Source organism: Rhizobium sp. LARHSG275, assembly GCF_052871115.1.
Genome location: NZ_JBIXJN010000025.1, coordinates 87,311 through 97,154 on the forward strand (window position 1 = coordinate 87,311; position 9,844 = coordinate 97,154).

Below are 9,844 nucleotides of genomic sequence, written 5' to 3' on the forward strand. Positions count from 1 at the left end.
GCGGACAGGCGGCAATCGGAATGCGGCAGCCGGCCATCAAGCCGGCAAATTCATCAAAGTCAGGAGGCGGACGGAAGCGTCCGCATATCACCATGGCACGGCAAGAAGCCAACGAGCAGTTTCAGATCACCTCGTTTCTGGATGGCGCCAATGCTGCCTATATCGAGCAGCTTTATGCGCGATATGAAGAGGACCCGGCATCGGTCGACGATCAGTGGCGGTCCTTCTTCAAGGCGCTGGAGGAGGATCCCAGCGATGTGAAGAGGGCGGCCAAGGGCGCTTCCTGGCGCAAGAAGAACTGGCCGATTCCGGCCGGCGGCGATCTGGTATCGGCTCTCGATGGCGACTGGGGCATCGTCGAGAAGGTGATCGAGACCAAGGTCAAGGCCAGGGCCGAAGCTCAGGGCAAGCCTGCCGATAGCACCGAGGTCCTGCAGGCGACGCGCGATTCCGTGCGCGCCATCATGATGATCCGCGCTTACCGCATGCGTGGCCACCTGCATGCCAAGCTCGACCCGCTCGGCATCGCCGCTCCCGTTGACGACTATCACGAACTTTCGCCGGAGAATTACGGTTTCACGGCCGCCGATTACGATCGCAAGATCTTCATCGACAACGTGCTCGGCTTGGAATACGCGACCATCCGCGAGATGATCGAAATCCTCGAGCGCACCTATTGCTCGACGCTCGGCGTCGAATTCATGCATATCTCCAATCCTGAAGAGAAGGCCTGGATTCAGGAGCGCATCGAAGGACCGGACAAGGGTGTGGCCTTCACGCCGGAAGGCAAGAAGGCGATCCTTGCCAAGCTCGTCGAAGCCGAAGGCTACGAACAGTTCCTCGACGTCAAGTTCAAGGGCACGAAGCGTTTCGGCCTCGACGGCGGCGAATCGCTGATCCCGGCGCTGGAGCAGATCCTCAAGCGCGGCGGTCATCTCGGCCTCAAGGAAGCCGTGTTCGGCATGGCCCATCGCGGCCGCCTGAACGTGCTCTCCCAGGTCATGGGCAAGCCGCACCGGGCGATCTTCCACGAGTTCAAGGGCGGTTCGGCCGCTCCCGACGAGGTCGAGGGCTCAGGTGACGTCAAGTACCATCTCGGCGCCTCCTCCGACCGCGAATTCGACGGCAACAAGATCCACGTTTCGCTGACGGCGAACCCGTCGCATCTCGAAATCGTCGATCCCGTCGTCATGGGCAAGGCCCGCGCCAAGCAGGATATGAACGCAACCGTCTGGGACGGCGACATCATCCCGCTTTCCGAACGCGCCAAGGTGCTGCCGCTGCTGATCCATGGCGACGCGGCCTTTGCCGGCCAGGGTGTCATTGCCGAAATCCTCGGCCTTTCCGGTCTGCGCGGTCACCGCGTCGCCGGCACCATGCATGTGATCATCAATAACCAGATCGGCTTCACCACCAACCCGGCCTTCTCGCGCTCGTCGCCTTATCCGTCCGACGTCGCCAAGATGATCGAGGCGCCGATCCTGCACGTCAACGGCGACGATCCGGAAGCGGTGGTCTATGGGGCCAAGATCGCCACCGAATTCCGCATGAAGTTCCACAAGCCCGTTGTGCTCGACCTTTTCTGCTACCGCCGCTACGGCCACAATGAAGGCGACGAACCGTCCTTCACGCAGCCGAAGATGTACAAGGTGATCCGCGCCCATAAGACCGTGCTGCAGCTCTATGCGGCCCGCCTCGTCGCCGAGGGTCTGCTCACGGACGGCGAAGTCGAGAAGATGAAGGCCGATTGGCGCCTCCATCTCGAACAGGAATTCGAGGCCGGCCAGCAGTACAAGCCGAACAAGGCCGACTGGCTTGATGGTGAGTGGTCGGGCCTGCGCACGGCCGACAATGCCGACGAGCAGCGCCGCGGCAAGACCGCCGTGCCGATGAAGACGCTGAAGGAGATCGGCCGCAAGCTCTCGGAGATCCCGGCGGGCTTCAACGCGCACCGGACGATCCAGCGCTTCATGGAAAACCGCGCCAATATGATCGCCACCGGCGAGGGTATCGACTGGGCGATGGCGGAAGCGCTCTCCTTCGGTGCGCTCTGCGTCGAAGGCAGCAAGATCCGACTCTCCGGTCAGGATTGTGAGCGCGGCACCTTCTCGCAGCGCCACTCCGTTCTCTACGATCAGGAAACCGAAGAGCGCTACATCCCGCTCGCCAATCTTTCGCCGACGCAGGGGCGCTACGAAGTCATCAATTCGATGCTTTCGGAAGAGGCCGTGCTCGGTTTCGAATATGGCTATTCGCTCGCCCGTCCGAATGCGCTGACGCTCTGGGAAGCGCAGTTCGGCGATTTCGCCAACGGCGCGCAGGTGGTCTTCGACCAGTTCATCTCGTCGGGCGAACGCAAGTGGCTGCGCATGTCGGGCCTCGTCTGCCTGCTGCCGCACGGCTATGAGGGCCAGGGTCCGGAACACTCCTCGGCCCGCCTCGAGCGTTTCCTGCAGCTTTGCGCGGAAGACAACATGCAGGTCGCCAACGTCACGACGCCGGCGAATTACTTCCACATCCTGCGCCGGCAGCTGAAGCGCGACTTCCGCAAGCCGCTGATCCTGATGACGCCGAAGTCGCTGCTGCGCCACAAGCGGGCGGTCTCGACGCTTGCCGAAATGGCCGGCGAATCTGCCTTCCATCGCCTGCTCTGGGACGATGCCGAAGTGATCAAGGACGGCCCGATCAAGCTGCAGAAGGACAACAAGATCCGCCGTGTCGTCATGTGCTCCGGCAAGGTCTATTACGATCTTCTCGAAGAGCGTGAAAAGCGCGGCATCGACGACGTCTATCTCTTACGCGTCGAGCAGCTCTATCCGTTCCCGGCAAAGGCGCTGATCAACGAGCTGTCGCGCTTCCGCAATGCCGAGATGGTCTGGTGCCAGGAAGAGCCGAAGAACATGGGCGCATGGTCGTTCATCGACCCCTTCCTCGAATGGGTGCTCGCCCATATCGACGCGAAGTACCAGCGCGTCCGCTATACCGGCCGTCCGGCCGCCGCCTCGCCGGCGACGGGCCTGATGTCCAAGCATCTGTCGCAGCTCGCCGCATTCCTCGAGGATGCATTGGGCGGTTAAAACAAGGGGGGGCGCAATGGCTTATTTCTTTCTGAGATTACAGCCGCCGCGCCCCACTTTCCCGCATGACGGGACCGGGGAGGAAATGGCGGCGATGAAACGCCATGCCGAATACTGGCATCGGAACGCCCTTGCGGGATCGGCAATCGTCGTCGGCCCGGTCTTCGAGGGTGAAGGCGCCTGGGGCATGGCGATCGTCGAAGTCGAGGATCAAGCAGCGGCACAGCTTCTTGCCGACGGCGATCCTATCATCGCTTCCGGTTTCGGTTTCCGCTTCGATATCCTGCCGATGCCCTCGATCATCTCGCGGCCGCCCGCCGTCTGAAACGCATAAACGAAAACACACGAAATCAGGATCTGAACAATGGCCACAGAAATCCGCGTTCCAACTCTCGGTGAATCCGTCAGCGAGGCAACCGTCGGCACCTGGTTCAAGAAGGTCGGCGACGCCATCAAGGTCGACGAGCCGATTCTCGAGCTTGAAACCGACAAGGTGACCATCGAAGTTCCGGCACCGGCCTCCGGCACGCTTTCGGAAATCGTCGTTGCTGCCGGCGAGACCGTCGGCCTCGGCGCGCTGCTCGGCCAGATCGCCGAAGGTGCTGCCGCTGCGGCCGCGCCGGCTGCTGCCGCACCGGCCGCCGCGCCTGCGCAGCCAGCCCCGGCGGCGGCTGCCCAGCCAGCGCCAGTTGCCGCTGCTGCGTCGTCGTCGAGCGCCTCCGTCTCCACCATGCCGCCGGCCCCGGCGGCTTCGAAGATGCTTGCCGAAAACAATCTTTCCGCTGATCAGATCGACGGTAGCGGCAAGCGCGGCCAGGTGCTGAAGGGCGACGTCATCGCCGCCGTCGCCAAGGGCATTTCCGCTCCGGCGGCCGCACCCGCGGCAACGCCTGCCGCCGCGCGCGGCCCGTCGACGGTCGAGGATGCCTCGCGCGAAGAGCGCGTGAAGATGACGCGCCTGCGGCAGACGATCGCCAAGCGCCTCAAGGACGCGCAGAACACCGCCGCCATGCTGACCACCTACAACGAGGTGGACATGAAGGCAGTCATGGATCTGCGTAACAAGTACAAGGACATTTTCGAGAAGAAGCATGGCGTCAAGCTCGGCTTCATGGGCTTCTTCACCAAGGCGGTGACGCATGCATTGAAGGAATTGCCGGCTGTCAACGCCGAAATCGACGGCACCGACGTCATCTACAAGAACTACTGCCATGTCGGCATGGCCGTCGGCACGGACAAAGGTCTCGTCGTTCCTGTCATCCGTGACGCCGACCAGATGTCGATCGCCGAAATCGAGAAGGAGCTCGGCCGTCTTGCCAAGGCGGCCCGTGATGGCTCGCTGTCCATGGCTGACATGCAGGGCGGCACCTTCACCATCACCAATGGCGGCGTCTACGGTTCGCTGATGTCTTCGCCGATCCTCAACGCGCCGCAGTCCGGCATTCTCGGCATGCACAAGATCCAGGAGCGGCCGGTTGCGATCGGCGGCCAGGTGGTCATTCGCCCGATGATGTATCTGGCGCTGTCCTACGATCACCGCATCGTCGACGGCAAGGAAGCGGTCACCTTCCTCGTGCGCGTCAAGGAAAGCCTGGAAGATCCGGAACGTCTGGTTCTCGATCTCTAGAGTATTTCCGTTTTTCTTCGAATCACGGAAATACTCTAACTATTTGTTTTCACGCAATTCCGAACGCAAAACCGCTGCACACTTTTGCTGGAATTGCTCAAGGGGAGCGCTTTCGATGCGGAACCGGATCATGCGAGCGGCGCGCCTTCTTCTTTGCGCTGCCGCCGCGCATGTCCCAGTCTCCGCCTCGGCTGCCTTATGCGCTGCACCGACCTGTTGCCCGCAAAAAGGGCAATGTCGCAGTGTTCTGGAGCGGCTGGGGCGACGGTCTCTATCCGGTTTTCTGGGGGCTCGACAGGGACGGCCGCGCGCTGGTGCTGCTGACGGATATCAGCGTCGGGAATGCCGACGGGCGGAAGGAGCCGAAGCTGCAATGAGCGGAAGGATCGTGATCTCGACGAGACGGAAAGGCGTGACTGCAATCGCAGCCGTTGCATTTTTCGGCGTTCCGGCGTCCACGTTCGGTGCGGCATGCAAGCAGGAACGGGCGGTCTACCTCGATCGTGACGGTGCCTATGAATTGCGCTTTGCGCCGCTGAATTCACCGTCGGCCGCCGCCAGCAACCAATTCAAGGTCAGCGCGCTGAAGACACCCGTCGTGATGGACGGTTATGTCATGCCATCGGAAGATCCGGTGCGCGCCATCGGCATCCTGATGTTCAACTGCCCCGAGGGGGATGCGACCGGCGCCGACCTCGATGCCTGCACGGTGTGGCAGGGCGCCGTCTACGGCATCGACGCCGATGGCGAGATGGACAATCTGCAACCGGATGGTGCTGAGGCAGCCGAGAAGCTCGTGCTTCCCGGCCTTGGTCCCGCCATCCGCGAATCCAGCGCTTGGGGCGAGGGCAAGGCCGTGGTGGCACCCTGGGACGTGCTGACATTTAAGGAGTGTGCGACATGAGCGATGCACCTGTGGTTCTCATTACCGGCGGAAGCCGGGGTATCGGCGCCGCGGCTTCACGGCTTGCCGCGCGTCAGGGCTGGCGTGTCGCGGTGAACTACGCCGCCAACCGTCAAGCCGCGGATGCCGTCGTGGCTGCGATTGTCGAGGATGGCGGTGAGGCCGTGGCGATCCAGGGCGATGTCGGCAAGGCTGCGGATATCGTCTCGATGTTTGCTGCGGTCGACCGGCATTTTGGCCGGCTCGACGGGCTCGTCAACAATGCCGGCGTCGTCGATTATCCCAAACGCGTCGACGAGATGTCGGTAGAGCGGATCGAGCGCATGCTGCGCGTCAATGTGACCGGGTCGATCCTCTGCGCCGCAGAGGCCATACGTCGCATGTCGAGCCGGCATGGCGGGAAGGGCGGCGCGATCGTCAACATCTCGTCGATGGCGGCGGTCCTCGGTTCGGCGACGCACTATGTCGATTATGCCGCGTCGAAGGCGGCGATCGATACGCTCACCGTCGGGCTGGCGCGCGAGGTCGCAGCCGAGGGTATCCGCGTGAATGCGATAAGGCCCGGCGTCATCGAAACCGACCTTCATGCCTCCGGCGGCCTGCCGGATCGGCCGCGAGAGCTGGCGCCGTCGATCCCGATGCAGCGCGCGGGCACGCCCGAGGAGGTGGCCGATGCGATCCTCTATCTTCTGTCGCCTTCGGCCTCCTATATCACCGGCGCGATCCTCAATGTGAGCGGCGGCCGCTAGAACGACTGGGAAAACAGCCTGCAATATATTCTCGAGTTCCTCGGCCTGATGTCGCACGCGGCCGATTAAAACGAAATCCAAAGGGAAAGAAGCAATGTCCTACGATGTGATCATTATCGGAACCGGCCCGGGTGGCTATGTCTGTGCCGTCAAGGCGGCCCAGCTTGGCCTCAAGGTCGCCGTCGTTGAAAAGCGGGCGACCTATGGTGGCACCTGCCTGAACGTCGGCTGCATTCCGTCGAAGGCGCTGCTGCATGCCTCCGAAATGTTCCATCAGGCCGGCCACGGGATGAGCGCACTCGGTATCGACGTCCCGGCGCCGACGCTCAATCTCGGCAATATGATGGCCCACAAGGATGCGACGGTGAAGTCGAATGTCGACGGCGTCGCTTTCCTCTTCAAGAAGAACAAGATCGACTCCTTCCAGGGTACCGGCAAGATCGTCTCGGCCGGCAAGGTCTCCGTCACCGCCGATGACGGCAAGGTGCAGGAGATCGAAGGCAAGAACATCGTCATCGCCACCGGCTCCGACGTCGCCGGCATTCCCGGCGTGCAGGTCGAGATCGACGAAAAGACCATCATCTCGTCCACCGGCGGCATCGCACTGGAGAAGGTGCCGGAAACGCTGATCGTCGTCGGCGGCGGCGTCATCGGCCTCGAGCTCGGTTCCGTCTGGTCGCGCCTCGGCGCCAAAGTCACCGTCGTCGAATATCTCGACACCATCCTTGGCGGCATGGACGGCGAAGTCTCCAAGCAATTCCAGCGCATGCTGGCCAAGCAGGGCATCGAATTCAATCTCAGCTCCAAGGTTACCGGCGTCGAAAAGGGCGACAAGGGCGCCAAGGTCACTTTCGAGCCCGTCAAGGGCGGCGACAAGGTGACGCTCGACGCCGAGGTCGTGCTGATCGCCACCGGCCGCAACCCCTATACGGCCGGTCTTGGCCTCGAAGAAGCCGGTGTGACGCTCGACAACCGCGGCCGTGTCGAGATCGACGGTCACTTCAAGACCAATGTCGCAGGCATCTATGCGATCGGCGATGTGGTCAAGGGTCCGATGCTGGCGCACAAGGCGGAAGACGAGGGCGTGGCGCTTGCCGAAATCCTCGCCGGACAGCATGGCCATGTGAACTACGAGGTCATTCCGAGCGTCGTCTACACCCAGCCGGAAATCGCTTCCGTCGGCAAGACCGAGGAAGAGCTGAAGGCGGCAGGCGTCGCCTACAAGGTCGGCAAGTTCCCTTTCACGGCGAACGGCCGGGCGCGCGCGATGCTGGCAACGGACGGCTTCGTCAAGATCCTTGCTGACAAGGAAACCGACCGGGTGCTCGGCGGCCATGTCGTCGGCTTCGGCGCCGGCGAGATGATCCACGAGATCGCCGTGCTGATGGAGTTCGGCGGTTCGTCGGAAGATCTCGGCCGTACCTGCCACGCGCATCCGACAATGTCGGAAGCGGTAAAAGAGGCTGCGCTCGCAACCTTCTTCAAGCCGATCCATATGTAATCTTACATATTCGTAACAAAGCATACAGCCGCTTGCCGGAAGGCAGGCGGCTGTTTTAGTTGTTGCGTATCGTTGAGTTCAGCATTCGCGAAGGTCCAGAAATGCAGCAGCCGTCCATCATGAGTTACAGCCTGAGCCAGCGTTTTCTTCACTGGGCCATAGCGCTGCTGATCTTCTTCAACCTGCTGTTTCCCGATGGCATGAATATCTGGCATCGCCTCATGCGCAGGGGCCAGGTGCCGACGCCCGAGCAGATTTCATCGGCAAATATCCATGCCTATGTCGGCATCGCCATTCTGGTGCTTGCTGCGCTCAGGCTCGGGCTGCGTTTTACCAACGGCGTTCCGGATGAGATCGCGCAGGAGCCGGCGATCTTCCGTCTTGCAGCAAGGCTTGCCCATGCCGGCCTTTACATCCTGATCTTCGCGATGCCGCTTTCCGGCATCGCCGCCTACTATTTCGGTATCGATGCCGCCGGTTCGTTCCACGCGGATGTGCTGAAAATCATTCTCTGGGCGCTGATCGTGGCGCATGTCGCCGGCGCCCTCGTCCATCAGTTCTATTGGAAAAGCAATGTTCTGCGCCGAATGACGCTCGGCTGAGCGCCGACGGGCTCAGTTTACCGCGGTCACGGTGAAGCCCTGCTGGCGCAGCAGCTCGATAACGCCTTCCTTGCCGGGCAGGTGCAGGGCGCCGACGGCCATGAAGACGTTGCCGCTGTCGAGAATGGGCGCGGCGCGCTCGGCCATCACCTTGTTGCGGTCGAGGATGACGCGCTGTTCGAAGGCGGCATAATCGCTGTTTTCGCCTTCCTCCTCCGGTGTCACGGTTTTCAGCATCGGCATGGTCATGCCGATATCGCCGGAGAGGTAGAGGTCGGTCATCGTCTCGACGACATCGCTCATCTTGTCGCCGAGTTCCAGCGTCTCGATCAGCGATTTCAGATGGAATTCGACCGGCAGATCGGCCATGGCCTGGATCTGTTCGGCAAGCGTCTCCAGCCCCTTGACCTGCTTGCCCTGAGCAACGGCGTCGGTGGCGATCTTCTGGTCGAGGAACTGCCCGCCTTTCGCCTTACGGGCGATTTCGCAGGCCGGAAGCGCGACGGCGCTGGAAATCATCCAGGGCCGCATCCGGGAAACGGCGCTGATCGGGATGCCGCGCTGTTTGAGGCCGGTCTCGAGGCGCTTGTAGTCCTCGGGGGAGAGCAGCTTATCGATCGTCGTGCCGTCGATGAACATCGTCAGCTCTGGCTTTGCGAGCAGGGCGGCGGTCGCCTTCCGCTCATCGAGGATCTCGTCGGATTCGATGATGATGGTGTCGGCGGCGTCATGGGCTGCCTGGGCGCGCGGCGGCAGGGCAAGCACGCGCGGATCGGTGACATGCATGCTGCCGAGCAGCCACGAGGGTGCAAGTCCCGGCTTCTCGATCTTCCAGAAGATGCCCTTGCCGTTCGGCGTGGCGTCGGCTTCCTTCAGCGCCTCGGCATAGCGGGCAGGGTCGCTCTGCTGCAGTTCGACCATCAGGTTGCGGCCGGTGCAGGCGACATCTTCGGCCGCCGCCGGCCTTGCCGTCAGGAAGGCGGCAAACAGGGCGGCAAGAAGCAGCATGTGAAAGGCTGCGATCAGCCAGAGCAACAGATTGGCCGGCACTGCGAGGTAAGACGTCCGGCGGCCGATTGATGTCGTCATGATGGGTGTTCCGATCACATGCTCCGTAGGCTTCATGCTCTACGCTCGGCTTGCGCATATTCCTTTAAGAGAAGGCCTTAACGAAAGCTTAAAGCGCCTCACATTCAATTGGATCGATGCCATGCGCTTTAACACTTTCAATCTGCGCGTCGTACTTCTCCGATGCGCTAGAGCGGTTCATCGCTTCTCGGAATCGCTAGATTCTCGAATCAGCAAATATGTGATTCCTGATGGGTACTGGAAAGGAGGCCAGTATCCATGACACGACCATATTCCAATGATCTTCGTGAAAGAG

The 9,844-nt window shown here is 61.9% G+C and carries 8 protein-coding genes and 1 pseudogene; 8 read left to right on the top strand and 1 reads right to left on the bottom strand.

Annotated elements, in window-relative coordinates:
- The first annotated feature begins 92 nt into the window (after positions 1 to 92).
- The 8 genes and pseudogenes from ACIPSK_RS28085 (at position 93) to ACIPSK_RS28120 (ending at position 8,460) form a co-directional block, all read left to right on the top strand.
- Complete coding sequence (locus tag ACIPSK_RS28085) at positions 93 to 3,077, top strand: 2-oxoglutarate dehydrogenase E1 component (protein WP_162116859.1); 2,985 nt, start codon at positions 93 to 95, stop codon at positions 3,075 to 3,077.
- A gap of 16 nt (positions 3,078 to 3,093) precedes the next feature.
- A complete protein-coding gene (locus tag ACIPSK_RS28090) occupies positions 3,094 to 3,402 on the top strand; it encodes a YciI family protein (RefSeq protein ID WP_017966258.1) in 309 nt (102 codons plus the stop codon).
- 39 nt (positions 3,403 to 3,441) lie between these two features.
- Positions 3,442 to 4,704, top strand: coding sequence for a 2-oxoglutarate dehydrogenase complex dihydrolipoyllysine-residue succinyltransferase (gene odhB / locus ACIPSK_RS28095; protein ID WP_162116858.1), 1,263 nt, complete (start codon positions 3,442 to 3,444; stop codon positions 4,702 to 4,704).
- A 197-nt stretch (positions 4,705 to 4,901) separates the two neighbouring features.
- Positions 4,902 to 5,081: pseudogene (locus ACIPSK_RS28100) on the top strand (DUF4241 domain-containing protein); the annotation flags it as partial.
- Positions 5,078 to 5,608, top strand: a complete 531-nt coding sequence (locus ACIPSK_RS28105) for a hypothetical protein (protein ID WP_162116857.1) — start codon at positions 5,078 to 5,080, stop codon at positions 5,606 to 5,608. The pseudogene ACIPSK_RS28100 and the gene ACIPSK_RS28105, both read left to right, overlap by 4 nt.
- The gene (locus ACIPSK_RS28110; RefSeq protein WP_162116856.1) at positions 5,605 to 6,357 is read left to right on the top strand and encodes an SDR family oxidoreductase; all 753 of its coding nucleotides are present in this window, start codon (positions 5,605 to 5,607) and stop codon (positions 6,355 to 6,357) included. Before ACIPSK_RS28105 ends, ACIPSK_RS28110 begins: the two co-directional genes overlap by 4 nt.
- A gap of 94 nt (positions 6,358 to 6,451) precedes the next feature.
- Positions 6,452 to 7,858 (top strand): dihydrolipoyl dehydrogenase, encoded by a 1,407-nt coding sequence (gene lpdA, locus ACIPSK_RS28115; RefSeq protein WP_017966263.1) that lies wholly within the window; start codon positions 6,452 to 6,454, stop codon positions 7,856 to 7,858.
- A 101-nt stretch (positions 7,859 to 7,959) separates the two neighbouring features.
- Positions 7,960 to 8,460, top strand: a complete 501-nt coding sequence (locus tag ACIPSK_RS28120; RefSeq protein ID WP_162116855.1) for a cytochrome b — start codon at positions 7,960 to 7,962, stop codon at positions 8,458 to 8,460.
- 12 nt (positions 8,461 to 8,472) lie between these two features.
- Here the strand turns inward: ACIPSK_RS28120 and ACIPSK_RS28125 are convergent, their stop codons facing one another.
- The gene (locus tag ACIPSK_RS28125) at positions 8,473 to 9,549 is read right to left on the bottom strand and encodes a TraB/GumN family protein (RefSeq protein ID WP_162116854.1); all 1,077 of its coding nucleotides are present in this window, start codon (positions 9,547 to 9,549) and stop codon (positions 8,473 to 8,475) included.
- Positions 9,550 to 9,844: the final 295 nt, after the last annotated feature.

Excerpts from the sequence above, each read along its gene's own strand:
- ACIPSK_RS28085 (WP_162116859.1), top strand. The coding sequence starts at position 93 with ATGGCACGGCAAGAAGCCAACGAGCAGTTTCAGATCACCTCGTTTCTG.
- ACIPSK_RS28090 (WP_017966258.1), top strand. The coding sequence starts at position 3,094 with ATGGCTTATTTCTTTCTGAGATTACAGCCGCCGCGCCCCACTTTCCCG.
- odhB (WP_162116858.1), top strand. The coding sequence starts at position 3,442 with ATGGCCACAGAAATCCGCGTTCCAACTCTCGGTGAATCCGTCAGCGAG.
- ACIPSK_RS28105 (WP_162116857.1), top strand. The coding sequence starts at position 5,078 with ATGAGCGGAAGGATCGTGATCTCGACGAGACGGAAAGGCGTGACTGCA.
- ACIPSK_RS28110 (WP_162116856.1), top strand. The coding sequence starts at position 5,605 with ATGAGCGATGCACCTGTGGTTCTCATTACCGGCGGAAGCCGGGGTATC.
- lpdA (WP_017966263.1), top strand. The coding sequence starts at position 6,452 with ATGTCCTACGATGTGATCATTATCGGAACCGGCCCGGGTGGCTATGTC.
- ACIPSK_RS28120 (WP_162116855.1), top strand. The coding sequence starts at position 7,960 with ATGCAGCAGCCGTCCATCATGAGTTACAGCCTGAGCCAGCGTTTTCTT.
- ACIPSK_RS28125 (WP_162116854.1), bottom strand. The coding sequence starts at position 9,549 with ATGACGACATCAATCGGCCGCCGGACGTCTTACCTCGCAGTGCCGGCC.